This window comes from Xanthomonas cannabis pv. cannabis (genome assembly GCF_000802365.1).
Lineage (GTDB): Bacteria > Pseudomonadota > Gammaproteobacteria > Xanthomonadales > Xanthomonadaceae > Xanthomonas > Xanthomonas cannabis.
This window is the reverse complement of record NZ_JSZE01000027.1, coordinates 22,768-48,990: the sequence shown is the minus strand read 5'-3', so window position 1 is coordinate 48,990 and position 26,223 is coordinate 22,768. Positions and strand designations below refer to the sequence as shown.

General features: G+C 65.8%; 17 protein-coding genes, 1 tRNA gene and 2 pseudogenes. 15 read left to right on the top strand and 5 right to left on the bottom strand.

Going from position 1 to position 26,223, the window contains the following annotated elements:
• The first annotated feature begins 10 nt into the window (after positions 1 to 10).
• The 9 genes and pseudogenes from OZ10_RS06625 to OZ10_RS06585 all read left to right on the top strand — a co-directional run bounded on the left by OZ10_RS06625 (position 11) and on the right by OZ10_RS06585 (position 8,644).
• On the top strand, positions 11 to 982 hold the full coding sequence (locus tag OZ10_RS06625) for an FKBP-type peptidyl-prolyl cis-trans isomerase (RefSeq protein WP_039403181.1): 972 nt from the start codon (positions 11 to 13) through the stop codon (positions 980 to 982).
• 61 nt (positions 983 to 1,043) lie between these two features.
• A pseudogene (locus OZ10_RS06620) lies at positions 1,044 to 1,397 on the top strand (UDP binding domain-containing protein); the annotation flags it as partial.
• On the top strand, positions 1,390 to 1,626 hold the full coding sequence (locus OZ10_RS06615; protein WP_039403175.1) for a SlyX family protein: 237 nt from the start codon (positions 1,390 to 1,392) through the stop codon (positions 1,624 to 1,626). The pseudogene OZ10_RS06620 and the gene OZ10_RS06615, both read left to right, overlap by 8 nt.
• An 18-nt stretch (positions 1,627 to 1,644) precedes the next feature.
• Positions 1,645 to 2,382, top strand: a complete 738-nt coding sequence (locus OZ10_RS06610; RefSeq protein WP_324251030.1) for a DUF2058 domain-containing protein — start codon at positions 1,645 to 1,647, stop codon at positions 2,380 to 2,382.
• 393 nt (positions 2,383 to 2,775) lie between these two features.
• A complete protein-coding gene (locus OZ10_RS06605; protein ID WP_139051283.1) occupies positions 2,776 to 3,618 on the top strand; it encodes a transporter in 843 nt (280 codons plus the stop codon).
• A gap of 410 nt (positions 3,619 to 4,028) precedes the next feature.
• The gene (locus OZ10_RS06600) at positions 4,029 to 5,135 is read left to right on the top strand and encodes a LacI family DNA-binding transcriptional regulator (RefSeq protein WP_236726781.1); all 1,107 of its coding nucleotides are present in this window, start codon (positions 4,029 to 4,031) and stop codon (positions 5,133 to 5,135) included.
• Between the two features lie 13 nt (positions 5,136 to 5,148).
• Positions 5,149 to 6,459: an L-fucose:H+ symporter permease gene (gene fucP, locus OZ10_RS06595; protein WP_039403156.1), complete on the top strand. Its 1,311-nt coding sequence runs from the start codon at positions 5,149 to 5,151 to the stop codon at positions 6,457 to 6,459.
• Positions 6,456 to 7,442, top strand: coding sequence for a carbohydrate kinase family protein (locus OZ10_RS06590; RefSeq protein WP_039564248.1), 987 nt, complete (start codon positions 6,456 to 6,458; stop codon positions 7,440 to 7,442). Before fucP ends, OZ10_RS06590 begins: the two co-directional genes overlap by 4 nt.
• A complete protein-coding gene (locus tag OZ10_RS06585) occupies positions 7,439 to 8,644 on the top strand; it encodes an AGE family epimerase/isomerase (protein ID WP_039564246.1) in 1,206 nt (401 codons plus the stop codon). The genes OZ10_RS06590 and OZ10_RS06585 overlap by 4 nt, the downstream gene beginning before the upstream one ends.
• Before the next feature lie 129 nt (positions 8,645 to 8,773).
• On the opposite strand, the gene metH is transcribed toward OZ10_RS06585, so the two are convergent.
• From metH to OZ10_RS20565, 3 genes and pseudogenes are all read right to left on the bottom strand, one after another.
• Positions 8,774 to 11,527, bottom strand: coding sequence for a methionine synthase (gene metH / locus OZ10_RS06580; protein ID WP_039564245.1), 2,754 nt, complete (start codon positions 11,525 to 11,527; stop codon positions 8,774 to 8,776).
• A 316-nt stretch (positions 11,528 to 11,843) separates the two neighbouring features.
• A complete protein-coding gene (locus OZ10_RS06575; RefSeq protein ID WP_039412832.1) occupies positions 11,844 to 12,983 on the bottom strand; it encodes a homocysteine S-methyltransferase family protein in 1,140 nt (379 codons plus the stop codon).
• Positions 12,980 to 13,982 (bottom strand): annotated as a pseudogene (locus OZ10_RS20565) (ArsR/SmtB family transcription factor). Before OZ10_RS20565 ends, OZ10_RS06575 begins: the two are co-directional and overlap by 4 nt.
• Before the next feature lie 123 nt (positions 13,983 to 14,105).
• On the opposite strand from OZ10_RS20565, the gene OZ10_RS06570 reads away from it, so the two are divergent.
• A complete protein-coding gene (locus OZ10_RS06570; RefSeq protein ID WP_039412847.1) occupies positions 14,106 to 15,254 on the top strand; it encodes an acyl-CoA dehydrogenase family protein in 1,149 nt (382 codons plus the stop codon).
• Between the two features lie 333 nt (positions 15,255 to 15,587).
• Positions 15,588 to 17,111: a platelet-activating factor acetylhydrolase IB subunit gene (locus tag OZ10_RS06565; protein ID WP_039412850.1), complete on the top strand. Its 1,524-nt coding sequence runs from the start codon at positions 15,588 to 15,590 to the stop codon at positions 17,109 to 17,111.
• 269 nt (positions 17,112 to 17,380) lie between these two features.
• Here the strand turns inward: OZ10_RS06565 and OZ10_RS06560 are convergent.
• Positions 17,381 to 17,467 (bottom strand) — tRNA-Leu (locus tag OZ10_RS06560).
• A gap of 120 nt (positions 17,468 to 17,587) precedes the next feature.
• Between OZ10_RS06560 and rnr the strand changes: the two genes are divergently transcribed.
• The 4 genes from rnr (at position 17,588) to OZ10_RS06540 (ending at position 25,211) form a co-directional block, all read left to right on the top strand.
• A complete protein-coding gene (gene rnr / locus OZ10_RS06555) occupies positions 17,588 to 20,134 on the top strand; it encodes a ribonuclease R (protein ID WP_039412853.1) in 2,547 nt (848 codons plus the stop codon).
• A gap of 126 nt (positions 20,135 to 20,260) precedes the next feature.
• Positions 20,261 to 20,734 (top strand): GFA family protein, encoded by a 474-nt coding sequence (locus OZ10_RS06550; RefSeq protein WP_039412856.1) that lies wholly within the window; start codon positions 20,261 to 20,263, stop codon positions 20,732 to 20,734.
• A gap of 438 nt (positions 20,735 to 21,172) precedes the next feature.
• Positions 21,173 to 21,922, top strand: coding sequence for a 23S rRNA (guanosine(2251)-2'-O)-methyltransferase RlmB (rlmB, locus tag OZ10_RS06545; RefSeq protein WP_039412860.1), 750 nt, complete (start codon positions 21,173 to 21,175; stop codon positions 21,920 to 21,922).
• Between the two features lie 256 nt (positions 21,923 to 22,178).
• Positions 22,179 to 25,211, top strand: a complete 3,033-nt coding sequence (locus OZ10_RS06540; RefSeq protein ID WP_039564243.1) for a ligand-binding sensor domain-containing diguanylate cyclase — start codon at positions 22,179 to 22,181, stop codon at positions 25,209 to 25,211.
• A gap of 226 nt (positions 25,212 to 25,437) precedes the next feature.
• Here OZ10_RS06540 and rnt read toward each other — a convergent pair whose 3' ends face one another.
• Positions 25,438 to 26,079: a ribonuclease T gene (gene rnt, locus OZ10_RS06535; RefSeq protein WP_081419347.1), complete on the bottom strand. Its 642-nt coding sequence runs from the start codon at positions 26,077 to 26,079 to the stop codon at positions 25,438 to 25,440.
• Between the last annotated feature and the right edge of the window lie 144 nt (positions 26,080 to 26,223).

The following is a 26,223-nucleotide window of genomic DNA, read 5'->3' as shown; positions in this document are numbered from 1 at the left end:
AGTGCATCGAATGAAGATGGGAAAGCGCGGCGCGGCGGCGTCGCTACTGATGGTGGCAATGGCGGCTTCGGTGCCGGCGATGTCGCAGCAACCGGCCGCAGCGGCCACCAAGGAGAAGCCAGTTTTGAATGCATCGTCTGAGAAAAGCACGCGCGACAACGTCAGCTACGCCATCGGTATGGACGTGGCCCGCTCGTTCGAGCCGATCGCCCAGGACATCGATCTGAGCGCCATGCAACGCGCCATCGAAAATGCATTCAAGGGTGGTAAGCCGCTGTTGTCCGACGAGCAGACCCAGGCCACCGATACCGCCCTGCGCACCGCGCTGGCGGCCCGTAACGGCCAGCAGGTGCCGGGCATGGCGCCGGGTTCCGCGCCGGCTGCCCCGTCCAAGGAAAACGTCGGCCTGATGCTCGGCGACCGTGCAGTCGGTCCGTCGCTGGCCGGCATCAAGGACGAGATCGATCTGTCGATCCTGATGGAAGCGGTGCGTACCGTGTTCGCCAAGGGCACCACGCGCCTGACCCAGCAGGAAGCGGCCGCCACCATGCAGGCGTTCGCCTCGGCCAAGCAGGGCGCTGCCGGTGCCAAGAATCGCGAAGAAGGCAATGCCTTCCTTGCCAAGAACAAGACCGAGAAGGGCGTGATCACCACCGCATCCGGCCTGCAGTACATGGTGCTGCGCCAGGGCAGCGGTGAGCGCCCGATGCGGACCAACAAGGTGCGCGTCAATTACGAAGGCAAGCTGCTCAATGGGCAGGTGTTCGATAGTTCCTACCAGCGCGGCCAGCCGGCCGAGTTCGGCCTGGATCAGGTCATTCCCGGCTGGACCGAGGGCGTCGCGTTGATGCCGGTCGGTTCGAAGTATCGGTTCTGGATTCCATCCAACTTGGCCTATGGCCCGAACGGCACGCAGGGTGGGCCGATCGGACCGGACGCAACCTTGACGTTCGATGTCGAACTGATGGGCATCCTTCCCTGATCTGTCGCAGGACTTCCGTACCCATGCGCGTTGCGATCTCTGGTGCCGGCGACGTTGGTCCAGCACCGACGACGTGCGTGCTGCGTCCAGCCGTTGTCTGATGGCGCAGCCCTGGGAAGCCGGTGCCAGCGTGCGAGCCTCCGACCCGGAGGCCACTCGTGAAGCCAGGCGCATCTTCGGCGGGCGCGATGACCTGACCTTCTGCGACGAAGCGTTCGCGGCACCGGAAGGCGCCCACGCGTTGGTTCTGGTCACCGGATGGAAGCAGCTCCGCAGCCCGGATTTCGGCAAGATCAGGCAGGCAGTGAAGGACAAGGTCGTGTTCGACGGCCGCAACCTGTATGACCGGCAAGAGATCGAAGCCGCTGGTCTGGCTTACTACGCTATCGGACGAGGCCGTTCGTTACATGCATGAGCAACTCTCGCCGCGCGACCAGGACCTGGAAGCGCGATTGGTGGAACTGGAAACGCGCCTGTCCTTTCAGGAGCAGGCGCTCAACGAACTGAGTGAAGCGCTTGCGGATGCCCGTTTGACTGGTGCCCGCAATGCCGAACTGATCCGCCACCTGCTCGAGGATCTGGGCAAGGTGCGCTCCACGTTGTTTGCCGATGCGGCGGATGAACCGCCGCCTCCGCACTATTAATTGCAGATTGCCGCCGCCATGAGCGATACCCTACGTGACCAGCTGCTTGGCCTGGGCTTCAAGTCCGCGCCCAAGCCAGAACGCAAACCCGACGCGCGGCCTGCCGCGCGTCCGCACGGCAAGGGCGGCAAGCCCGCACCCGGCGGCCACCGGCCGGATGGCCAGGGCAGGGGGCCTCAGCGGTCGTCTGCCGCCGCGGCCACCGATGGCAGCGGCGAACGCAAGCACGGAGGCAGGCCCGATCGTCGTAACGACGGCCGGCCGGCGGGGTCGCCACGTCCGCCCCAGGCCGACGCAGGCCGGCGCGGTCCCAGGCCGCCGCGCACGCGCGAAGACATCGATCTGGCCAAGGCCTATGCGATCCGTGCGCAGCGCGAGAAGGACGAACGCATCGAAGCCGAACGTATCAAGCAGGAAGAAGCGCGCCTGCGCCGCGAAGCCAAGGCCAAGCTGGAAGAACTGCTCAAGGACAAGGGACTGAATCACGCCGATGCCGACATTGCCCGGCATTTTCCGTACGGCGGCAAGATCAAGCGCATCTATGTCACCGCCGACCAGCTCAAGGCACTCAACGCCGGCGAGCTCGGCGTGTTGCAGCTCAACGGGCGCTATCTGCTGGTGACGGCCGAAGTGCTGGCCGAAGCCGAGGCGGTGTTCGCGCCATCGGTCGCCCTGAAGGTGGACCCGAACGCACCTGCGGGCGAGGATCCCTATGCCGATCCCAAGTACCAGGTGCCTGACGATCTGGTCTGGTAAGGCGGCATCACGTGGCTGTCTTGAAAGGGCACCTGAGGGTGCCCTTTTTGTTGGCGGGCGAGCTTGCCAATGGTTGCGACTGGGCAGGGCGGCGGGATGCTGACCCACCGGATCGGGCCTGCCTGCCGGCCCGGCGATCGTCAGTGCCGGAGCAGTTGCTGGTTGACGTCGGCGCGTGTCGGCTAGTGCGCCTGTTGTAGCTGTCGCCGCAGCGTGCTGTTTTGCCGCGCCACGGCCTGCCACGCGTACAACGCTGGCTGCGCCGCTGGCGAGAGCGGCGCGGTATACAAACCGGTCACGGCCGGCGCGGCACCATGCGCGCCGTTGCTGGTCGACGCAGCCATCCCGATGACTTGCTGCGTTGTCGCTCACTTCCTGCCGATGGTGCCACCCATGTCCGTGTTTTCTGTTCCCGCGCAATTGCGTGCCGATGCACCGTCGGTGCCGGCGTCTTCCTTCGTGAGCGAGAGGTTGCAGCTGCGCGCAGGGCGACCTCTGCTGTTGGCCGGGGCGCTGCTGGTGTTGTGCCTGAGCAGCCGGCCGGCAGCGGCGCAGGCGGAGGATCCACCGGCGTTCGACCGGCCCGGCATCCCGTTTGCCGCCGAGGTGTTGCAGCCCGGCGCATTCGCCTGGGAGCAGGGTTTGCCGGATGCGAGCACCGATCGCACCGATGGCCAGCGGACCACGCTGTACACCGCCGACACCGTGCTGCGTCTGGGCCTGTCGCAACAGGTGGAGCTGCAACTGGGCAGCGACAGCTACAACTGGCAGCACGGGGGCGGCCAACGCGTGCGCGGCGGTGGCGATAGCCGCATCGGCTTGAAGGTGGCCCTGCCATCGCGCTCCGACAGTTTTCACTGGGCGGCGCTGGGCACCTACAGCGTGCCGACGGGCAGCCCGGCCTTCAGCGACGGCTATGCCCGCGAACTCGGCGTCACCGCCTCCTGGGACCTCGCGCAGCAGCGTGCGTTTGCCCTGTACGTCAACTACGCGCGCGACGACGACGGCCACACCTGGACCTTTGCGCCCAATTACACGTTTTTTTCCGGCGAGCATTTCAGCAGCTACGTGGAAGCCGGGTTCGATACCGGCAGCGCGCATTCGCGTGTGGCGGGTGCGGGCGGCGCCTGGCAACTGCCGCACGCGATGCAGCTGGATGTCTCGGTGCTACGGGGGTTGACCTCGGAGAGCGCCGACTGGCAGGGCGGAATTGGCTTGTCGATCGCATTTCAGTAACGACTGTCGGTGAGCCAGGCGTCTGCGTCGTGCTGCCCGGATGACGCTAGCCGCGTGTTGCGTGGCTGCCAGTGGTGGCCCGAACGGTCGTGGCGGCATCGCAATGCGGGGCTGCATTCTCGAGCTGGCGGTGGCGGTCAGAAAGTTCTAGATGCCGGGGGTGCGCAAGGCGGAGACGGCGTCACGTTGGCGGCAGCCGATCTTGCGGCAACGACCCGTGCGCTGCTTAACCGCCCCGATCGACCAGTTGGCACGCACTGAATGGGCTATCCAGCCCGATTTGTTGCACTGCCGCATGCATTGAGAACAAGGAAAAGGCCTAATTGGATCGATCCAATGAACGCCACGGGCATGCGCATTTCTCTCAACGCCAGGTCTGCAACTTGACGCGTGCCACGCCCACATCCGCAATGGAAGAGGACGGCGACGCGCGCCGTCTGCGCCGTGGCGCAGTGACGTTGCGCGATATCGCGGTCGCCATCGGTGTGTCGCGTGCCACCGTCTCGCTGGTACTGCGTGGCAGCCCGTTGGTGCATGCAAGCACGCGGGCACGTGTCGAGGCCGAGCTGGATCGACAGAACTATGTGTACAACCGCGCCGCCGCCAATCTGCGCCGGCGCACCTCGTCCAGCATCGCGTTGGTCATCAACGACCTGTCCAATCCATTTTTTGCCGAGTTCGCCGCAGGCGTCGATGAAGCGCTGGGCGCGGCCGGCTATGTGACGCTGCTGGGCAGCACCGGTGAATCGACGCAGCGCCAGCAGGCGGTGCTGACCTCGTTGATGGAGCACACGCCGGCCGGAATCATCCTGTCGCCGGCCGAAGGCAGCCAGGCGCAGGCGCTGACCCAGGTGCTCGGCCGCCAGCGCAACGTCGTGCTGTTCAACCGTGAAGTGGAGGGTGCCGGCTGGGATCTGCTGGCGCTCGACAACGAGCAGGGCGCGTTTCTGGCCTGCATGCACCTCATCGCGCAAGGTCACCGGCACATCGCGTTCTTCGGTGGCCATGCCGAATCCAGTTCGTGCCGTCAGCGCCGTGCCGGCTACACGCGTGCAATGACGGATGCGGGGCTGGCCGTGCAGTACGTCGAGTCGGCACCCAATCGCCAGGATGCCGCGCTGTGTGGCGCACGCATGTTGGGCAGTGCGGGCCAGCGCGTGAGTGCGGCGGTCTGCTACAACGACAGCGTGGCGCTGGGCCTGATGGCCGCGCTGGCGATGCAGGGCCGTGTGCCCGGCCGCGATTTTGCGGTGACCGGCTTCGACGATATCGCCGAAGCCGCGTTGTTCACCCCGGCCCTGACCACGCTGGCCGCCGACCCCCGCGCGCGTGGCCGGCAGGCCGCGCAACTGGTGCTGCAGCGTATCGGCAGCCCTGAACTGGCGGCGCAACGGCTCACCGCCGCCGTCGCCTTGAAGATCCGTGCAAGCAGTGCATGCGCGCCGACCGCAGCGCCTGCGCCGCAACGCGCAAGCCATTCCCCCAACCGTTCCCCCACCAAGGCCTCAGGCCGCTGACCAGGCAACTCCTATGGTTTCCCTTTCCACGCAATCCACTGTGCCAAGCGGCAACAAGGCGCCCGTCAACAACGGCGTCGCGTTGTCGGTGGTTACCACGATCTTCTTCATGTGGGGCTTTCTCACCTGCCTCAACGACATCCTGATCCCGCACCTCAAAGCGGTGTTCGAGCTCAACTTCGCCCAGGCGATGCTGGTGCAGTTCACCTTCTTCGGTGCGTATTTCCTGATGTCGCTGCCGGCCGGTTGGCTGGTGAACCGGTTGGGCTACAAGCAGGGCATCGTGGCAGGACTTGCGGTGGCGGCAGTTGGAGCGCTGGGCTTCTGGCCGGCGGCAGAATTGCGGGTGTATGGCGCATTTCTGGGCGCATTGTTCGTGCTGGCCACCGGCATCACCATCCTGCAGGTGGCGGCCAACCCGTACGTGGCATTGCTGGGGCCCGAGCGCAGCGCGTCCAGCCGTCTGACCCTGGCGCAGGCGCTCAACTCGTTGGGGACGGCGATCGCGCCGCTGTTGGGTGGCTGGTTGATCCTGTCCAACACGGTGATGAGCGGCGACCAGCTCAAGGCACTGCCGCAGGCCGAGCAGCTGGCCTATCGCGTGCAGGAAGCGCAGGCTGTGCAAGGGCCCTATATCGGCCTGGGCGTGGTGCTGTTCCTGCTGGCGATCTTCGTGTTTCTGTTCCGTCTGCCGGCACTGACCGATGCAGGCGCACAGAAAGACCAAAGCACGCATAGCCTGCGCGATGCCTTGCGTCACCCGCATGTGCGCTTCGGGGTGCTGGCGATCTTTTTCTATGTCGGCGCAGAAGTGGCGATCGGCAGCCTGATGGTCAATTACTTCTCGTTGCCGGAGATCGGCGGTTTCACCGAGCGCGAAGCGACCAAGTACGTCTCGGCCTACTGGACGCTTGCGATGATCGGCCGTTTCATCGGCTCGGCACTGCTGGCCAAACTGTCGCCCCGCGTCCTGTTGTCGGCGTTCGCGGCGATCAATGCACTGCTGCTGGGCGCCACCATGGTCAGCGGCGGCATGCTGGCGGTGTACGCACTGGTGGCGATCGGCCTGTTCAACTCGATCATGTTCCCGACCATCTTCACCCTGGGCATCGAGCGCCTCGGCCCGCTGACCGGGCGTGCGTCGAGCCTGTTGATCATGGCCATTGTCGGCGGTGCGATCGTGCCGTATCTGCAGGGCCTGCTCGCAGACCGGATCGGCCTGCATGAGTCGTTCGTGCTGCCGCTGGTGTGCTACCTGTACATCGTGTTCTACGGTATCTGGGGCTCGCGTCTGCGTGGCGCATTGGCGGAGGCGCACGCATGAGCGCTGCCAAGAACCAGGTGATCTGCTTCGGCGAAGCCTTGATCGACATGCTGGCCCTGCCACAGGCTGGCAGCGACGACGCGCGCACGTTTGCGCAATATGCGGGCGGCGCACCGGCCAACGTGGCTGTCGCTGTCGCCAAGCTCGGCGGTGCGTCCAATTTTGTCGGCATGCTCGGGCGCGACATGTTCGGCGACTTCCTGCTGCAGAGCCTGCAGCAGGCCGGTGTGGCCACCGGCGGCATCGTGCGCACCGATCAGGCCAAGACGGCGCTGGCGTTCGTCGCGTTGGACGAGGCCGGCGAGCGCAGTTTCAGTTTCTACCGGCCGCCTGCAGCGGATCTGCTGTTCCGTCCCGAACATTTTGCTGCCGATGGCTTCGCGCAGGCGGCGGTGCTGCATGTGTGCTCCAACAGCATGACCGAGCCGGAGATTGCGCAATGCACGCTGGACGGCATGCGCCGCGCGCGCGCCGATGGTGCCATCGTCAGCCTCGATCTCAACCTGCGCCCGATGCTGTGGCCGCAGGACGTGAACCCGGCGCCGGTGCTGTGGGAGGCGCTGGCCCTGGCCGATGTGGTCAAGCTTTCGCGCGAAGAGCTCGACTATCTGGCCGGCACGCTGGACAGCGATGCCAGCGCAGTGACGCAGAAGCTGTGGCAGGGCAACGCGACCTGGCTGCTGGTCACCGATGGTGGCGGCCCGGTGCACTGGCAGACCCGCACCGATTCCGGCCAGGTGCCGGCGTTCACCGTGCAGGTGCGCGATAGCACTGCTGCGGGCGATGCGTTCGTGGGTGGGCTGCTGTTCCAGCTGGCTGCGCGCGGCACCACGCTGGCGCAATTGTGCGGCGATACCTCGGCGATGACCGAGGTGATCCGGTTCGCTGCCGCCGTCGGCGCATTGGCGGTCACGCGCAAGGGCGCGTTCGCTGCGATGCCCGGTATCGATGACGTCCATTCTCTGATCCAGGAACAAGCATGAGCCCGTTGCCCGCATCCCCCGCACCCGATTTCCGCTCGGCCGATGTCCTGCGCCAGCACATCGCCGACACCATGGCGTTCTATCACCCGCGCGCGATCGACCCGGCCGGTGGCTTCTTTCAGTATTTCCGCGATGACGGCTCCATCTACGACGCCGGGCACCGGCATCTGGTGAGTAGCACGCGCTTCGTCTTCAACTACGCGATGGCCTACCGCGAGTTCGGCAACGCCGAGTACCTGGAGGCGGTGCGCCACGGCCTGGATTACCTGCGCAACGTGCATCGCAATGCGGCGACCGGCGGCTATGCCTGGACCTTGCGCGATGGCGTGGTGGAAGACGACATGAACCACTGCTACGGCGTTGCATTCGTGCTGCTGGCGTATTCGTGCGGGCTGAAGGCCGGCATCGCCGAAGCCCGCACGTGGATGGACGAAACCTGGCAGCTGCTGGAGAAGTATTTCTGGGAGCCGGAATTTGGCTTGTACCGCGATGAAGCCGACGCCCACTTCAATTTCACCACGTATCGCGGCCAGAACGCCAACATGCATATGTGCGAGGCGATGATCGCCGCGTATGAGGCCAGTGGCGAGCAACGTTATCTCGACCGTGCGCTGCAGTTGGCCGACAACATGACGCGCCGTCAGGCCGCCAAGGCCGATGGCCTGGTGTGGGAGCACTACGACCCGCAGTGGAACATCGATTGGGATTACAACCGCGATGACCCCAAGCACCTGTTCCGCCCCTGGGGCTTCCAGCCAGGCCATCAGACCGAATGGGCCAAGCTGCTGATGCTGCTGGACCGCTACGCGCCGGCCGACTGGTTGTTGCCGACCGCGCAACACCTGTTCGATGTGGCGGTGGAACGCTCCTGGGATGCCCAACGCGGCGGGCTGTATTACGGCTTCGCACCGGACGGGCAGGTCTGCGATGACGACAAGTACTTCTGGGTGCAGGCCGAATCGCTCGCTGCTGCCGCATTACTGGCCCAGCGCAGTGGCGAGGATCGCTACTGGCAGTGGTACGACAAGCTGTGGGACTACTCCTGGAAGCACATGATCGATCACCGCTACGGCGCGTGGTATCGCATCCTGGACGCGGACAACCGCAAGTACAACGACGAGAAGAGCCCGGCCGGCAAGACCGATTACCACACCATGGGCGCATGCTACGAGGTTCTGAACGTGTTGCGCCCGGCTGCCTGATGTTGATGTGATCAAAGCGCCGCTGTCGAAGGTCGGCGGCCCCACGTAGAAGCGCACCCGGGCGCGACAGGGCTTTACTGGTAACGCCCTGTCGCGCCCGGGTGCGCTCCTACGGTGTTGCGGCGGACCTTACTCCGGGTCGTAATCCAGGTTCGATGCCAGCCAGCGTTCGGCCATGGCCAGCGTGATCCCCTTGCGCTTGGCGTAGTCAACGACCTGTTCCTTGCCCAGGCGCCCGACCACGAAATACTGGCTCCTGGGATGGCTGAAGTAATAGCCGGACACCGCGGCGGTAGGCAGCATCGCGAAACTTTCGGTCAGCGTCATCGTGGTGTTCTGCTCTGCATCGAGCAGGTCGAACAGCGTGCGTTTTTCGCTGTGTTCCGGGCAGGCCGGGTAACCGGGGGCAGGACGAATGCCGCGATAGCGTTCGGCGATCAAGGCGTCGTTGTCCAGGCTCTCGTCGTCCGCATAGCCCCAGAACTCGGTGCGCACGCGCTGATGCAAGCGCTCTGCCAGTGCTTCGGCCAGGCGATCGGCCAGCGCCTTGAGCAGGATCGCATTGTAGTCGTCGTGCGCGGCTTCAAAGCGGGCCACATGCGGGTCGATGCCGATGCCCGCGGTGACCGCGAAGGCCCCGATCCAGTCCTGCACACCGCTGTCCTTGGGCGCGATGAAATCGGCCAGGCAGAAATCCGGGCGGTCGATGGGTTTGTCGACTTGCTGGCGCAAGAAATGCAGGGAATGGGGAATGGAGAATCGGGAATGGTCGAGCGCGGGAGCATCGCTTTGCGATTCCCGACTCCCGATTCCCGATTCCGCCGGTTCGGTCAGGACGACGACGTCGTCGCCCACGCTATTGGCCGGCCATAGCCCAAACACGGCCTTCGCCGTCAGCCACTTCTCGTCGACGATCTGCTTGAGCATGCGGCGTGCGTCGCGATACAGCTCGCTGGCCTGGGTGCCGACGATCTCGTCGCTGAGGATGGCCGGGAACTTGCCGGCCAGCTCCCAGGCCTGGAAGAACGGGGTCCAGTCGATCAGCTCGACCAACTCCTGCAGCGGGTAGTCGTCGAAAACGTGCAGGCCCGGCTGGCGTGGCGCGGGCGGCACGTAGCTGTCCCATCCGCCATCGAAGCGTTGCGCACGTGCCTTTTCCAGCGACACCAGTCGCTTGGCATCGCCACGGTTGCGATGGCGGGCACGGATCTCGGCGTAGTCGGCGTCATTGGCGGCCACGAACGCCTGACGCAGGTCGCGCGAGATCAGCGATTGCGCAACGCCGACCGCACGCGAGGCATCTTTGACCCACACGGTGGGCGCGGTGTAGTGCGGGTCGATCTTCAGCGCGGTATGCGCGCGCGAGGTGGTGGCACCGCCGATCAAGAGCGGGATCTCGAACCCCTGGCGCTGCATCTCGCGCGCCACATGCGACATCTCTTCCAGCGACGGCGTGATCAGGCCCGACAGACCGATCAGGTCGGCATTTTCTGCGCGTGCACGATCCAGGATCACCTGCGCCGACACCATCACGCCCAGGTCCACCACATCGAAGTTGTTGCAGGCCAACACCACGCCGACAATGTTCTTGCCGATGTCGTGCACGTCGCCCTTGACGGTGGCCATGATGATCTTGCCATTGGACCTGCCGACATCGCCGGTGCGCAGTTTTTCCGCTTCGATGTAGGGCAACAGATACGCCACGGCCTTCTTCATTACGCGTGCGGACTTGACCACCTGCGGCAGGAACATCTTGCCGGCGCCAAACAGGTCGCCGACCACGTTCATGCCGTCCATCAGCGGGCCTTCGATCACATCCAGCGGGCGGGTGGACTGCTGACGCGCTTCTTCGGTATCGGTGTCCACGTATGCATCGATGCCGTGCACCAATGCATGCGCCAGGCGCGCGCGTACCGGCTTGTCGCGCCAGGCCAGGTCTTCGGTTTTCGCCGCACCCTTGGTGCCCTTGTAACGCTCGGCGATCTCCAGCAGGCGCTCGGTGCCGTCCTTGCGCCGGTTGAGGATGACATCCTCCACGCGCTCGCGTAGCTCAGGGTCCAGGTTGTCGTAGATCGGCATGCCGCCGGCATTGACGATGCCCATGTCCATGCCGGCCTTGATCGCATGGAACAGGAACACCGAGTGAATGGCCTGGCGCACGCTTTCGTTGCCGCGGAACGAGAACGACACATTCGACACGCCGCCGGAGATATGGCAGTGCGGCAACGTGCGTTTGATTTCACGGGTGGCTTCGATGAAGTCCACTGCGTAGTTGTCGTGTTCTTCGATGCCGGTGGCGACGGCAAAGATGTTCGGGTCGAAGATGATGTCTTCCGGCGGGAAGCCGACCTGCTCGGTCAGCACCTTGTAGGCACGCGTGCAGATTTCCACCTTGCGTGCGCAGGTGTCTGCCTGGCCCACCTCATCGAAGGCCATCACCACCGCGGCGGCGCCATAGCGCAGCACCTTGCGTGCCTGCTCGATGAAGACCGCTTCGCCTTCCTTGAGCGAGATCGAATTGACCACGCTCTTGCCTTGCAGGCATTTCAGGCCTGCTTCGATTACCGTCCACTTGGACGAATCGACCATCACCGGGATGCGCGCGATATCCGGTTCGGACATGATCAGATTGAGAAAGCGGGTCATCGCCTTCTCGGAATCGATCAGGCCCTCGTCCATGTTGACGTCGAGGATCTGCGCACCATTGGCCACCTGCTGGCGCGCCACCTCCACCGCTTCTTCGTAGCGCTCTTCCTTGATCAGCTTGCGGAACTGGGCGCTGCCGGTGACGTTGGTGCGCTCGCCGACGTTGATAAACAGCAGGTCAGGGGTGATGACCAGCGGTTCCAGGCCGGACAGGCGGGTGTAGCGGGGAGTGCTCATGCAAGGCCCTGCTGGAGGTTGGCGCCGCGATCAGTCTGGGTGTGTTGGTGCTTATGACCAGATGAGGGAACGCGGTGGAAGGCGGCCCTCATCCGGCGCTGCGCGCCACCTTCTCCCGCAGGCGGGAGAAGGGCAAGGCGCGGCGCGTGGAGTGTCGTTGTGGCAGGCCCCGCCATGCTGTGTCTTTCTTCCGCCAGCGGGAGAAGGGTCGGGCGCGGCGCATGGAGTGTCGTTGTGCCAAGCCCCGCCATGCTGTGTCCTTCTCCCGCCTGCGGGAGAAGGTGCCCGAAGGGCGGATGAGGGCACGCCTGCCGCATCACGCCGCCAGCTCCTGCGCGCCAGGCAATTGCCGCGGTGGCAGATCGGCCACCGCTTCGGCGATGGCGCGGATGTGATCGGGCGAGGTGCCGCAGCAGCCGCCGACCAGGTTGAGCAGGCCGGCCTGCGCGAATTCGCGCAAGGTGTGCGCCATCTCTTCCGGCGTTTCGTCGTACTCGCCGAATGCATTCGGCAAGCCGGCATTGGGGTGCGCGCTGACGTAGGCATCGGCAATCCGCGCCAGCGTCTCCACATGCGGGCGCAGGTCCTTTGCGCCGAGCGCGCAGTTCAGTCCCACCGACAGCGGCCGGCCATGCGCAACCGACGCATAGAACGCCTCGGCCGTCTGGCCGGACAAGGTGCGGCCGGAGGCGTCGGTGATGGTGCCGGAGATCATCACCGGCAAGCGCCCGCCGCGTGCCTCGAAGACTTCCTCGATCGCGTACAGCGCGGCCTTGGCATTGAGCGTGTCGAAGATGGTTTCCACCATCAGGGTGTCGGCGCCGCCGTCGATCAGGCCTTCGATCGCCTCGCGGTAGGTCTGCCGCAGCGCATCGAAGCTGGTATTGCGATACCCCGGGTCGTTGACGTCCGGGCTGATCGACGCGGTGCGGCTGGTGGGGCCGAGCACGCCGATGACAAAGCGCGGCTTGTGCGGTGTCAGCGCCTCGACGGCATCGCAGCATGCGCGCGCCACCTGCGCGCCGGCCTTGTTCAATTCGTACACCAGATGTTCCAGGTGATAGTCGGCCTGGCTCACCGAGGTGGCGTTGAAGGTGTTGGTTTCCAGCAGGTCGGCACCGGCGTCCAGATAGGCGCGGTGAATGCCGGCAATGATCTCCGGGCGCGTCAGCAGCAGGAGATCATTGTTGCCTTTCAGGTCATGCCCGTCCGGCGCGTGCGCGTGATCGCATCCCGGGCCATGCACGTGCGTGCTGTCGTAGCCGTCGGCAAAACGTGTGCCGCGGTAATCCGGTTCCTGCAGGTCGTGGCGCTGGATCATGGTGCCCATCGCACCGTCGATGATGAGGATGCGTGCGCGCAATGCGTCCGTCAGCGAGGCAGCGCGCTCGGGGTGCAGCCACGGCAAAGTAAACGGGATTGGGGATTCGGAAGTGGGGATGCGCGCGTGCGTCATGGTCCGGTTCTCCTCGCCGCAGTGTCTTTGTTTTCCACCAATCCCGATTCCCGATTCCCGATTCCCGATTCCCGGCTTCACCGCAATCAACGAGATCACCTCGAAATGCGGCGGACGTTTTTCGCGCGTCACCGTCTCCAGGCTGGACACCTCCAGATCCGCCTTCTCGACGAACCTGCGCAGTTCCTTGGCGGCAAAACCGAGATTGACGTGGCCGTAGGCATGTACTGCGGCGCGATGTTCGTGCTTGGCCAGGCTGCACAGCAGCAGGCGGCCCCCCGGGCGCAGCACGCGCGCCGATTCGGCCACCGCCTGCGCCGGCTTTGCGGCGTAGGTAAGCGCATGCATCAGCACCACCAGGTCGAAGCTGGCATCGGGGAACGGTAGCGCATGCATGTCGCCCTCGCGCACTTCCACGTTGCGCAGCTTGCGCAGGCGTTCGCTGGCGGCGGCGACCACGCGGGCGCTGGTGTCGATGCAGATGTAGCGGGTGGCGTGCGGGGCCACCAGTTCGGCCAGTACGCCGTCGCCGGAGGCGATGTCGAGTACGTCACCGGTTTCCAGCAGGGGCAGCGCCGTGCGCGCCAGCGCTTCCCAGGTGCGCCCGGGGGAGTAGTGGCGCTCCATGTCGCCGGCCACCGAATCGGCCCAGTTCTGGTCGGCGGCGCGGTTGGCGAGCACGGCGGCCACGCGCTCGGCATCCTGGCGCAGCAGCGGATCGTCGCTGCCGGTGCTCAGCGCCAGCCACAGCGCCCGTTGCGCCGGGTCCAGTGACACTTCGTCGAAGCGGTAGTACGCCGACACACCGGCGCGACGGTCGCGCACCAGCCCGGCTTCCTTGAGCTTGGCAAGGTGGGTGGACACGCGCGGCTGGGCCAGTCGGGTAATGGCCGACAGCTCGGCCACGGTGAGTTCTTCCTGTTCCAGCAAGGCCAGCAGGCGGACTCGGGTAGCGTCGGCGAATACTTTCAGGCGGGCCGACCAGTCTTCCAGATCCATGAATATCTCTATATCGCGATATGGAGATATTTTCGGCGGGGCGGGGTGCGGGGTCAACTACATACGCATGCGAATGGTTGTGGCTACAATGGCCGCTCAGCCAATACCCGGGAGGGGTCGAACGTGGATTTCAGCTTTACCGAAGAACAACTGATGATCCAGGACGTGGCCCGCCGGATCGCCCAGGAAAAGATCGCCCCCGGCGCCGAGCAGTTCGACCGCAGTGGCGAATTCCCGCTGGAAAACATCCAGCTGCTGGGTGAGAACGGCCTGATGGGCATCGAGGTACCGGCCGAGTACGGCGGCGCCGGCATGGACCCGATCAGCTACGCACTGGCGATGATCGAAATTGCCGCCGCCGACGGTGCGCACTCCACCATCATGTCGGTCAACAATTCGCTGTTCTGCACCGGCATCCTGAAGAACGGCACCGAGGCGCAGAAGCAGCTGTACGTGCGCGCGATTGCCGAAGGCACGCACATCGGTGCCTTTGCGCTGACCGAGCCGCAGTCTGGGTCGGACGCCTCGGCGATGCGCTGCCGCGCGGTCAGGCAGGCCGATGGCAGCTTCGTCATCAATGGCAAGAAGAGCTGGATCACCTCCGGCCCGGTGGCCAGGTACATCGTGCTGTTCGCGGTGACCGAACCGGACAAGGGCTCGCGCGGCATCACCGCGTTCATGGTCGATACCGAGCGTGCCGGCTTCCACCGCGGCAAGACCGAGCCCAAGCTCGGCATTCGCGCCTCGGCCACCTGCGAGATCGAGTTCGCCGACTACGTCGCGCAGCCTGACGAGGTGCTGGGCCAGGAGGGAGCGGGCTTCAAGACCGCGATGAGCGTGCTCGATGCCGGGCGTATCGGGATCGCGTCGCAGGCCGTGGGCATTGCGCGCGCCGCCTATGAAGCCACGCTGGCGTATGCGAAGGAGCGCAAGGCCTTCGGCGCGGCGATCGGCACTTTCCAGATGACCCAGGCCAAGATTGCCGACATGAAGTGCAAGCTGGATGCAGCCTTGTTGCTGACGCTGCGCGCGGCCTGGCTCAAGGGGCAGGGCAAGTCATTCGGCACCGAAGCGGCGGTCGCCAAGCTCACCGCCTCCGAGGCAGCGATGTGGATCACCCACCAGGCGGTGCAGATTCATGGCGGCATGGGGTATTCCAAGGAAATGCCGCTGGAGCGCTACTTCCGTGACGCCAAGATCACCGAAATTTACGAGGGCACCTCGGAGATCCAGCGTCTGGTGATCGCACGCAGCGAGACCGGCCTGCGCTGAGCGGCCTGTTCCGGCAGCGCGCCGCCGGTTGCCGACTCCATTGGCCCGAGGTGCGCAGCGCTCTATCCAGTGCTTGATTTAGGCGATTGCTTCCCGCTGCCAGGTAGGAGCGCGCTTGCGCGCGATGAAGCGTTATCGATAACGCCGCATCGCGCGCAAGCGCGCTCCTAAGCAAGCGTGAGCGGTCTGCGATCAGAGGTGTGTCGTGCCAGTGGCCTGGCGCCGACACATCACAAGGACTTCGCAGCCTTACATGGCGGTGGCTGCGTCCACGCTTGTGGTGCGCGGCGCGCGCGGATCACAATCGTGGCTTCTCCAGCCTCTGGTGCGCGCATGTTCCGGTCTTTGCACGCTGTGTTTCCTCGCCTTTCGCTATCCGCCATCGCGCTCGCGCTGGTGTGTTGGGGGCTGCTGCTGGTCTGCCCCGCAGCGAGCGCGCAGACGCCGCCGCCGTCGATCGTCCCCACCGATCGCCTGCAGGAGCCCTGGTGGGCGCAGCGGCATGCGCAGGTGCTGGAGCAGGTCAGGCAGCATCCGGAGACCAAGCTGCTGCTGATCGGCGACTCGATCACCCAGAACTACGAAAAATCCAAGGCGCCGGACGAGGACTTCCAGCCGACCTGGCAGACCTTCTACGGCAGCCGCGGCGCGCTCAATCTGGGCTTTAGCGGTGACGGCACCGAAAACGTGCTGTGGCGGCTGGCCAATGGCGAAGTCGACGGGCTGCAGCCCAAGGTCGCGCTGGTGCTGGTCGGCACCAACAACACCGGCCATCTCGGCCAAAGCGCGGAGCAGGCTCAGCTCGGCATCGACGCGGTGGTTGCCGCGCTCGAACAAAAGCTGCCGCGTACCCACATCCTGTTGTTGAGTGTGCTGCCCAGCGGTGTTTCTGCGGAGAAATCGCGTCGCGACGCGCAGGTCAACCAGAGTCTGGCAGTGCGTTACGGCGACAACCCGCGTGTGACCTACCTGGATGTGAGCGCGGTGTTTCAACGTGCCGGCACGCTGCGCACCGAGCTGTTCTACGACACGCGCTTCCATCCTGCCGCCGGTGCCCTGCATCCGGACACCCAGGGCCAACGCATGCTGGCCGAGGCGATCGAGCCCACGCTGGCGCGGCTGTTGGGGGAGGCGCCGGTCAAGCCGGTGGCCGAGCTCGGCCGCGACGTGGCGACCTCGCTGCTGCCGGTCGATTGGCTGGAACAGGACTCCTACGACTGGTACGCACGCCATCATGCCGCACTGGCTGCCGCGCGTACGCTCAAGCCGGAGGTGGTGATGATCGGCGATTCGATCACCCACTTCTGGGCGGGCCCGCCGCAAGCCACGCGCGTCAGCGGGCCGGCGTCGTGGCAGTGGTTGTATGGCAAGCGGCCGGTGCTCAACCTGGGCTTCGGCTGGGATCGCACCCAGAACGTGTTGTGGCGTATCCGCCAGGGCGAGCTCGACGGCCTGGATCCGCGCTGGGTGGTTGTGCATATCGGCACCAACAACCTCACCGGCACCGCGCAATCGCGCGCCAGCACGCCTGCCGAAGCAGCACAGGGCGTCGAAGCGGTGGTGAGCGAAGTGCGCCGTCGTCTACCCAACAGCAAGCTCATCCTGATGGCCATCATGCCGCGTGGCCGCTCTGCCGGCGATCCGCAGCGTGCTCCGATTGCCGAAACCAACCGCTTGCTGCGCACGCGGTATGCCAGCGACCCGGCGGTGCGCCTGGTCGATATCGGCCCGCAGCTGCTGCAGCCCGACGGCAGCCTGCCCGAAGCCCTGATGCCCGACGGCACCCATCCCAGCGAGGCCGGCTACCGGATCTGGGCACAGGCACTGCGCGCGGCGGGGATGACAGCAGTTCCGTGATCGAACGACCGGCAGCATGCGCGATGCGGGCGCTGCCGGCGTTGACGCGGATGACGGCAGCGAATGTATCGCCGCCCACGGGTGAGCGATTGCCACGTGGTGACGTGACGGTTGAGTGGTTGCGCTGCGCGAGGTGATTGCGATGACCATGGTCAACCGCGGTGCCGGGCCTCAGCAGAACAGCGAGCGGCGCGGCAGCGACCAGGGCCCAGCGTTTTCCGTAGCCCAAAAACCAGAAGACCCCCGATCGCTCGGAGGTCTTTTTAAACTGGTGCCCAGAAGAGGACTCGAACCTCCACGAAGTTGCCCCCGCTAGCACCTGAAGCTAGTGCGTCTACCAATTCCGCCACCTGGGCAGGTGAGCCGCGAATTTTGCAGACTCCCGGCGGGCTTGTCAACAACTTGCCTGCATCCATTGCCATGGACGGGCCGGCCTTGCCGCCCACGTCAGGACCGCAGGGGGTACCATTAGGGCAATGACAAAGAAAAACACCCCAGATTCCGATCGGCCGAGTCGCCGCAAATCCACCGGCGCAGCCGAGTCCAGCACCGCCGAGCAGCAGAAGTTGCCAGGCTGGATGCCGGACTTCCTGGTTCGCGCCGCCGCCGGTGCATCGACCAAGGCCGCCAACAAGCGCGCTGCCGATAAAGCCTCCGGCGTAGCCTCACAGCCATCGGACGCGCTGCCCATGCCGGCGGCTCCCCGCGCACCACACCCGCGCAAGAGCGGGCCTGCCGCGCCGCTGCCGGAACGTTTCCAGAACGAGGCCGCCCAGCAGAAAGGAGTCCAGGCCGGCAATGCCGGGTTCAAGGACCCGCATGCCGATCGTGAGGCCCTGCGCTACGCCGAGCCCATTGCCAGCCGCGAGGCCATCCTGCAGCTGCTCGATGCCTGCGACGGCCCGCAGACTGCTGAAGAGATCGCCGACAAGCTCAACCTGAGCGATCGCATCGATGCGCTGGGCAAGCGCCTGGCTGCAATGGTGCGCGAAGCGCAGCTGGTGCAGAACCGCCGTGGCGGCTACGCGCCGGTGCAGCAGACCAGCCTGATTGCCGGTGTCGTGATCGCCAATCCGGAAGGCTTCGGCTTCCTCAAGCCGGACGAGGGCGGTGACGATCTGTTCCTGCCGCCGTTCGAGATGCGCAAGGTCATGCACGGCGACCGTGCGTTGGCCAACGTCACCGGCATCGACCGCCGCGGCCGTCGCGAAGGCGCGATTGCGCGCGTGCTCGAGCGCGGCATGTCGCGCATGCTCGGGCGGTTTTTCTACGAACATGGCGTGGCGTACGTCGATCCGGACGACAAGCGCATCCAGCGCAACGTGCAGATTGCGCCGGATGGGATCGGCGAGGCGCGCGAAGGGCAGTTGGTGGTGTGCGAGCTGATCGCGCCGCCGGACGCGCGCCGCCCGGCCATCGGCAAGATCATCGCAGTGTTGGGCGACAAGCTCACCCCGTCGCTGGTGGTGGAAATGGCCATTCACGGCCATGAGCTGCCGCACGAATTTCCGCAGGAAGTGCTGGATGAAGCGGCCGCTGTGCCGTTGGTGGTCGAGCCGCAGATGATCGGCGGGCGGGTGGATCTGCGGCAGATGCCGCTGGTCACCATCGATGGCGAGGATGCCAAGGACTTCGACGACGCGGTGTATTGCGAACCCAACGCCGACGGGTTCCGTCTGGTGGTGGCGATCGCCGACGTGTCCAACTATGTGCGTCCTGGCACGCCGCTGGACGACGAGGCGCAAAAACGCGCCACCTCGGTGTATTTCCCGGGATTCGTGGTGCCGATGCTGCCGGAGACATTGTCCAATGGCATCTGCTCGCTGATGCCCAAGGTCGACCGCATGTGCTTCGTCTGCGACATGCAGGTGGGGCGCGATGGCGAGGTGACCGGCTCGCGGTTCTACGAAGCGGTGATGAACTCGCACGCACGCCTGACCTATAACCAGGTCTGGAAGGCGGTCGGCGAAGACGACGCCGATACCAAGGCCTTCATCGGCCCGCTGCTGCCGCAGGTGCAGCGCCTGCATCAGCTGTATCACGTGCTGTCCAAGGCCCGTACGCAGCGCGGCGCGATCGAGTTCGAAACCTCCGAAGTACGCTTCGTGCTCGACAACACCGGTGAGGTGACCCAGGCCGGCATGCTGGTGCGCAACGATGCGCACAAGCTGATCGAAGAGTGCATGATCGCCGCCAACGTCGAGGCGGCACGCTATCTGCTGAGCATGCATGTGCCCGCGCCGTACCGCGTGCATGAGCGCCCGCCGGAGAGCAAGTTCGAAGACCTGCTGGAGTTCCTCAAGGAGTTCCAGCTCAGCCTGCCGGCGTGGAGCAAGGTGCGCCCCGGCGACTACACCAAGCTGCTGAAGAAGGTGCGCGCGCGCCCGGACGCGGCGTTGCTGGAGTCGGTGCTGCTGCGCAGCCAGAGCCTGGCGGTGTATTCGCCGGAGAACAACGGTCACTTCGGTCTGGCGTTGGAGGCGTACGCGCACTTCACGTCGCCGATCCGCCGTTACCCCGATCTGCTGGTGCACCGCGCGATCAAGCATGCCTTGACCGGGGCCAGCCCGGACAAGTTCATCTATACTCCGCGGCAGATGTCGGCGTTGGCGCTGCAGTGTTCCGAGCGCGGACGCCGTGCCGACGAAGCCGAGCGCGAAGTGGATGAGCGTTATCGCGCCGCCTGGATGGAAAAGCACGTCGGTGGCCAGTTCGACGGCGTCATCAGTGGCGTGACCGGCTTTGGTCTGTTCGTGGAATTGACCCAGTCAAAGGTCAATGGCCTGGTGCACGTCACCCAGTTGCCGCAGGACTATTACCAGTTCGACCCGATCCGCAAGACGCTCAGTGGCGAGCGCCGCGGCCGCGAATTTCGGTTGGGCGATCCGGTACGCGTGCTGGTGCTCAAGGCCAGCATGGAAGAGCGCAAGATCGACTTCCGTCTGGCCGAGGATGGCGCAGCACCCGAAGCGCCACTGCCGCCACGCGAGAAACCGGCCAAGCGCAGGAAAAAGGCCAATTGAAGTCGGCGTTGTGGGCGGTCGAACGGGCCGCTCGCAAGGTGCCGACGCGGTAGTGCAGGCTGGTGGCTCGTGGCGAGCGCTGGGGTCGCCCCGATATCCGTTGCAAGCTGACAAGCGGGGCGCAGGATGAACAGCTCTTCCGAATACAGCGGTGGTTGCCAATGCGGCGCCGTGCGTTTCCACGTGCGCGGCGTGCTCGACGACGCGTCGATCTGCCATTGCCGGATGTGCCAGAAAGCCTTCGGCGCGTATTACGCGCCATTGGTGTCGGTGCGCGGCAGCGCGTTCCGCTGGACCCGCGGTGAGCCCAAGCGCTTCGCCTCCTCGTCGGTGGTGCAGCGCGGTTTCTGCGCCGATTGCGGCACGCCGCTGACCTATGAAGCGCCCGATGGCGTGGCGATCGCCGCCGGCGCATTCGACACGCCGGAGCGGTTGCCTCCGCACATCCAGTACGGCCTGGAACGCAAGCTGCCGTTTGTCGATGCGTTGGCGCAGTTGCCGACACGACGCACAGAAGATGATGCCGCCGCAGAAGCATTCCAGGCTTCGCTGGTCTCGCGGCAGCATCCGGACCACGACACCGAGCGGTGGCCGGTGTAAGTAACGGCCCAAGGTCAACTTGCATCCAGGTGCCATCCACGTTGCCGGCAACGTGGCGCAGTTCGCTGCCAGTCGTCGGCGCTGCGCGAGCTGCAAACATTGCAAGGACGTGCGGAGCACCGATGTGTTGGCGTGCCGCAGCCAACCCTGCGCAACGGTTGTCGAGCCTTCCGTTGCCGGCCAGGGGCGCGGCTCACCAGTAACAGCTGCGGCAGCGCGAGAGTCAACAGCCATCACCAAGGTTCGAGCTGCGGCAGACGTGCAGGGGCTGACATAGCCCTCCTCTGCGTGTTGTCGCCGGCCTCGCGCCACTGCAACAGGCATCAGCGGCATTACCGCCCGGCGTTTGGCCATCGTGTGCAGGCGATCCACGCCCGGCCGTGACGTGGCAGGCCGCAGGCCCTACCATTCCCCCACATTTCTTCGTATGCCCGCGCAATGAGCAAGCAGAACCAGTGGATCGTCGGCGTCAACGCTGTCGCCTCGTCCGTCGAGAACGACGCCGACAACGTGCGCGAGGTCTTGATCGAGGCCGGCAGCAAGAACCCGCGCCTGACCGAGATCGAAGAACAGGCACGCCGCAAGGGCATCGACGTGCGCCGGGTCAATACCCAGGCGTTGGACGGCGTGGGTGGGCAGGTCCGTCACCAGGGGGTGGCGGCACGCTACGCCGCCGCGCGCCTGTGGGCCGAGAACGAGCTGGAAGGGCTGGTCGAAGCGGCGCAGGGGCGCGCGCTGGTGCTGGTGCTCGATGGTGTGCAGGACCCGCATAACCTGGGCGCCTGCCTGCGCAGCGCCGCGGCTGCCGGTGTCACTGCGGTGGTCATCCCCAAGGACAAGTCGGCCACGGTGAACGCCACCGTGCGCAAGACCTCGGCCGGCGCCGCCGACCGCATTCCGGTGGTGGCGGTCACCAACCTGGCGCGCTGCCTGCGCGATCTGCAGAAGCAGGGCGTGTGGCTGTACGGATTGGCGGGGGAGGCCGATGCCTCGTTGTACAGCGTGGACCTGCGCGGCAATGTCGGGCTGGTGCTCGGTGGCGAGGCCGATGGCCTGCGCCGTCTCACCCGCGAGCACTGCGATGGCCTGGTCAAGATTCCGATGCCGGGCGATATCGAGAGCCTGAACGTGTCGGTGGCAACCGGCGTGACCCTGTTCGAGGCCGTGCGCCAGCGGCTGGGCGCCTGAAGGCAAGCGGCAAGAGGAGCCAACGGCAGCCTGTGGCCTTTGCCGCAAGCGCTGCCGGCGGCATCCGACACCGTCGCGTAGCTGCGTGGACCGACGCTGCAATCTGCGCAGATTGCGGCGTTTCCGTTACTGGCACAGCGACACCGGGGCGCGACAACGCCGTCATAACAGGCGTTTCGGCACCAGGCCGGTGCCCGCTCAACGCGCCGGGCGCTTTTTGCCTACCATATCGTCAGTAAACGGTATGTCATGTCTGATGAATCTTGGGGTGGGCGCCCGCGGCATGGGCGAGAACGGGGACGCCGACCTGGCGTCGGCACGACGGTATTGGCAGTGGCGGCACTGGCTTGGTGTCGGCCTCTGCCTGCTGTTGGCATTGTCTTCGGCCGCAGCGATCGCCGCGCCGGCCGGCACGGCGTCCCTGCGCGATTACGCGATCGACAGCTGGAGTTCGCGCAACGGCCTGCCGCACAACTCGCTGCGCGACATTGCCCAGACCCGCGACGGTTATCTGTGGTTCGCCACCTGGGAAGGCCTGGTGCGCTACAACGGCCTGGAATTCAGCGTGATCGATCGCAGCACGCGCCCGGGGCTGCCCGACAACGGGGTCGGTGCGCTGTATGTGGACCGCGATGGCGCGCTCTGGCTCAGCGATGCGCGCGGCAATCTGGTGCGTCACGGTGCCGACGGGCAATGGCGGCAATGGCAACGCACGGGCCAATGGCCGCAGGCGCTGATCCATGCGATGACGATGGATTCGGATGGCCGCATGTGGCTGTTGTTCGAAGGCCACGGGCTGGGATGTCTGTGGCCGGATGGACGCTTCGACTATTTCCCGCCGCGTGACGGCGTGCCGCTGCAGAGCAGTTTTCCGCGCATGCTGTTCGACGGCCAGGGCCGCTTGTTGATCGGCACGCTGGATGGCTTGATCTATCGCGAGCCGGATGGACGCATGCACCGCGCGCCGGCCGCCTTCGGTCTGCCGCCAGGCCTGGCGTGGCCTTATCGCGCGCCGGACGGCACGGTGTGGGTGGTTGCCGGCGAGCAGCTGTTCCGCCTGCACGACGAGCGGGCAGCGCTGGTGCACCGGCTGCCGGGGCAGGGCCATTTCACCGCGATGCTGCAGGACCGCAACGGCGACCTCTGGCTGGGCAGCGAAAACCAGGGCCTGCTGCGGATCGGCAGTCATGGCGTGGAGCATCTGGCGGCAGGTCGCAGCCTGCCTACCGGGCGGATCGTCAGCCTGCGCGAGGATGCCGAAGGCAGCATCTGGGTGGGCGCCAACGGTGGCCTGTTTCGGCTGCGCGAGACCTTGTTCAGCAGCTACAGCCAGCGCGATGGGCTGAGCGGCGACTATGCGCGCGCGGTGCTGGAAGACCGCGATGGCAGCCTGTGGATCGCCAGTACCGCCGGTCTGGACCGCATGCTGCCGGATGGCCGCGTCGTGCCGGTGCCGGTTGCCACACCGTCGGGGCGGCGGCTGTCGGTGCTCAGCCTGGCGCTGGATCGGCATGGCGACCTGTGGGTCGGGACCTACGCCGACGGAGTCTTCGTGCTGCGCGATGGTCGCGTCTTACGGCATTACGGCGACGCCGAAGGCATTCCCAGCGGCCATATCCGGGCCATCGCGGTCGATGCGCAGGATGTGGTGTGGCTGGCGACGCAACGCGGCGTCGTGCAATTGGTGGAGGGCAAGCGCGTGCCGGTGACGGTCCAGGGCCTGCCCGACGGCGTGGTGACCGCGTTGGCCAGCATCGATGGCGCGCTGTGGATCGGATCGGTCGATGGCGCGGCAGTGTTGCGCGACGGCACGCTGCGGCAACTGGATCTGGAACGCCTGGGCGGCGCGCGCAGCGTGTTCGGCTTTCAGTCCATTGGCGATGCGGTGTGGATCTCCACCGATCGCGGCCTGTACCGCGCACGCGGCGGCAGCCTCGCACGCGTGGGTCTGGAGCAGGGCATGCCGGTGGACACGGTGTTCCAGCTCGTCGAGGACCGCTTCGGCAACGCGTGGATCAGCAGCAACCGTGGCATGTTGCGGACCGGGTTTGCCGCGCTCAATGCGGTTGCCGATGGGCACGGCACGCTCGCCATCGAGCGTTATGGCGAGATCGATGGCATGGGCAATGCGCAGGCCAACGGCAGTTCCGGCCCCAGCATGATCGAACGTGCGGACGGGTCGGTCTGGGTGGTCACCGCTGGTGGCGTGAGCACGGTCGATCCCGCGCGCCTGCAGCGGTTTCGCGAACGTCGCCCGCCGTCGGCGTTGATCGAAAGCGTGCAACAGGATGGCCGCCCGCTGGCATGGCGCCAGCAGGCGCAACTGCCTGGCGGCTACCGGCTCAATGTCTCGTATGTGGGCATGAGCTTTCTGCTGTCCGAGCGCATCGAGTACCGCACCCGTCTGGACGGCCTGGACAATGTCTGGATCGCGCGCGGCCGGCAGCGCAGCGTGGAATTCATCGGCCTGCCGCCGGGCCACTACACCTTGCGTGTGGCCGCACGTCACCCGGGCGGCGCGTGGAGCCCGCAGGAGGCGCGCTGGACCTTTGACGTGCTGCCGCTGTGGTGGCAGCGCCGCGATGTGCGCATTGCTGCAGCGCTGGGCGCGATCCTTGCGCTGACCCTGCTGTACCGGGTGCTGTTGCATCGCTACAAGACCCACAACGCGCGCCTGGCCGAACTGGTGCGCAAGCGCACCCAGGATTTGCAGATGCAGGCCCAGCGTCTGCTGCAGGCCAATCAGGAAAAGAGCGAATTGCTGACTCGCCTGCGCATCAAGTCCGACGTGTTCGAGCGCCAGGCGCACGAGGATGTACTGACCGGGCTGCCTAACCGTCGCCACTTCGACGAAGCACTGGCGCGCGACATCAGCCGCGCACGGCGCAGCGGGCGCCCATTGGTGCTGGCGATCCTGGATATCGATCATTTCAAGCGCATCAACGACCGGCATTCGCATGCCAGTGGCGATGCGGTGCTACACGAGGTGGGTGCATTGCTCACCGCCGCTGCACGCGCCTCGGATCTGCCCGCCCGACTTGGTGGCGAAGAGTTTGCGCTGCTGCTGGCCGACACCGCATTGCACGATGCACAGGCGCTGTGCGAACGCATTCGCACGCGCTTCCACGCGCGCAGCGACTGGGGCGGCGTGGAAGGGCTGCAGGTGACCTTCAGTGCCGGGCTGACCGCACTGCGCGATGACGACACCGGCTCATCGTTGATGCAACGCGCCGACCAGGCGCTTTACCAGGCCAAGAGCGCGGGGCGCGACCAGATCTGGGTGGGTTAGAGGCCGGGATTGGGGATTGGGGACTCGTGAAGCGCTGCGTCGGCGCTTCTCTGTCGGGCGGAAGACCTGAGCCTTGCAGGGAACGAGGCCTCCAATCCGACGGCAAGTGCACGCCTGCATAAGACGACGCGAGTTGCATGTCGGCAACTGTTCGCCGCGCAAGAGGGGACGTTCGCGCAGCCCGAACATGGCGCGCTTCTGCCAATCCCGAATCCCGAATCCCGACCTAAACAGGCCCCGGCCAGGCATTGGCGATCGTGCAGAACAGCCGCGCGGTCTGCTCGGTGTCGTAGACCGCGCTGTGTGCATCGGCCGAGTTCCAGTCCAGACCCGCAGCCTGCGCGGCACGCGCCAGCACGGTCTGGCCATAGGCCACGCCGGCCAGCGTCACCGTATCGAACACGCTGAAAGGATGAAACGGATTGCGTTTATGCCCCACGCGCGCCACTGCCGCGTTGAGGAAATTCAGATCGAAATGCGCGTTGTGGCCGACCAGGATCGCGCGCTGGCAGCCGTACTTCTTCACCGCGGCGCGTACCGGGGCGAAGACGTGGTCCAAGGCGTCCTTTTCCTGCTTGGCAAAGCGGAAGGGATGGTCGAGCACGATGCCCGTGATTTCCAGCGACTTGGGGTCGATCTCCAGCCCGGGCGCCGGCACCAGATGCGCGCTGGCGGTCTGCCCGGGGAAGAAGCGGCCCTCGTCGTCCATTTCGATCGGCACGCAGGCAATTTCCAGCAAGGCGTGCCGGTTCCAGTCGAAGCCGCCGGTCTCCACGTCCACCACGACGGGCAGATAGCCGCGGAAGCGCCGCGACATGGGCAGGATGGCGCGGGCAGGCTGTGGGTCGACCGGTTCGTTCATCCGCATAGCCTAGCAGGTCACACCCCGGGGCTCGACGGCGCGAGGCGCGCCTTGCGTGCGCCTTTGGTCTGACGCGTCGGCGGCTGGCCTGCCATTGCAGCTCACAAGGCGTTCCGGCAGCTGCCGCAAGCAAGCGGCCGCTGTCGCGCA

Excerpts from the sequence above, each read along its gene's own strand:
- OZ10_RS06605 (WP_139051283.1), top strand. The coding sequence starts at position 2,776 with ATGTCCGTGTTTTCTGTTCCCGCGCAATTGCGTGCCGATGCACCGTCG.
- rlmB (WP_039412860.1), top strand. The coding sequence starts at position 21,173 with ATGAGCAAGCAGAACCAGTGGATCGTCGGCGTCAACGCTGTCGCCTCG.
- OZ10_RS06565 (WP_039412850.1), top strand. The coding sequence starts at position 15,588 with ATGTTCCGGTCTTTGCACGCTGTGTTTCCTCGCCTTTCGCTATCCGCC.
- OZ10_RS06625 (WP_039403181.1), top strand. The coding sequence starts at position 11 with ATGAAGATGGGAAAGCGCGGCGCGGCGGCGTCGCTACTGATGGTGGCA.
- OZ10_RS06540 (WP_039564243.1), top strand. The coding sequence starts at position 22,179 with ATGAATCTTGGGGTGGGCGCCCGCGGCATGGGCGAGAACGGGGACGCC.
- OZ10_RS06575 (WP_039412832.1), bottom strand. The coding sequence starts at position 12,983 with ATGACGCACGCGCGCATCCCCACTTCCGAATCCCCAATCCCGTTTACT.
- OZ10_RS06585 (WP_039564246.1), top strand. The coding sequence starts at position 7,439 with ATGAGCCCGTTGCCCGCATCCCCCGCACCCGATTTCCGCTCGGCCGAT.
- OZ10_RS06550 (WP_039412856.1), top strand. The coding sequence starts at position 20,261 with ATGAACAGCTCTTCCGAATACAGCGGTGGTTGCCAATGCGGCGCCGTG.
- OZ10_RS06615 (WP_039403175.1), top strand. The coding sequence starts at position 1,390 with ATGCATGAGCAACTCTCGCCGCGCGACCAGGACCTGGAAGCGCGATTG.
- rnr (WP_039412853.1), top strand. The coding sequence starts at position 17,588 with ATGACAAAGAAAAACACCCCAGATTCCGATCGGCCGAGTCGCCGCAAA.
- rnt (WP_081419347.1), bottom strand. The coding sequence starts at position 26,079 with ATGCGGATGAACGAACCGGTCGACCCACAGCCTGCCCGCGCCATCCTG.
- metH (WP_039564245.1), bottom strand. The coding sequence starts at position 11,527 with ATGAGCACTCCCCGCTACACCCGCCTGTCCGGCCTGGAACCGCTGGTC.
- fucP (WP_039403156.1), top strand. The coding sequence starts at position 5,149 with ATGGTTTCCCTTTCCACGCAATCCACTGTGCCAAGCGGCAACAAGGCG.
- OZ10_RS06610 (WP_324251030.1), top strand. The coding sequence starts at position 1,645 with ATGAGCGATACCCTACGTGACCAGCTGCTTGGCCTGGGCTTCAAGTCC.
- OZ10_RS06590 (WP_039564248.1), top strand. The coding sequence starts at position 6,456 with ATGAGCGCTGCCAAGAACCAGGTGATCTGCTTCGGCGAAGCCTTGATC.
- OZ10_RS06600 (WP_236726781.1), top strand. The coding sequence starts at position 4,029 with ATGGAAGAGGACGGCGACGCGCGCCGTCTGCGCCGTGGCGCAGTGACG.